The organism is Microseira wollei NIES-4236, assembly GCF_020521235.1.
Taxonomy (GTDB): Bacteria; Cyanobacteriota; Cyanobacteriia; order Cyanobacteriales; family Aerosakkonemataceae; genus Microseira; species Microseira wollei.
Map to the genome: position 1 here is coordinate 1 of NZ_BLAY01000827.1, position 218 is coordinate 218.

Annotated in this window: 1 protein-coding gene; it reads right to left on the bottom strand. The window is 55.0% G+C overall.

The annotated features are described in order from the left end of the window. Positions 1 to 4: 4 nt before the first annotated feature. Positions 5 to 157: a hypothetical protein gene (locus MiSe_RS50605; protein WP_226595177.1), complete on the bottom strand. Its 153-nt coding sequence runs from the start codon at positions 155 to 157 to the stop codon at positions 5 to 7. Positions 158 to 218 lie beyond the last annotated feature (61 nt).

Here is a 218-nt window from a genome sequence, read left to right on the forward strand (position 1 = left end):
GTCCCTACTCAATGCCATCGCCCAGATCGTAGATGGCAGCGGCACGGCATCCATCAGCTTTGCCATTAACGAGAAGACTTTCTACCGCCGTGTCCCTACTCAATGCCATCGCCCAGATCGTAGATGGCAGCGGCACGGCATCCATCAGCTTTGCCATTAACGAGAAGACTTTCTACCGCCGTGTCCCTACTCAATGCCATCGCCCAGATCGTAGATGG

Coding starts and splice junctions, on each gene's coding strand:
- MiSe_RS50605 (WP_226595177.1), bottom strand. CDS start 157: ATGGCAAAGCTGATGGATGCCGTGCCGCTGCCATCTACGATCTGGGCG.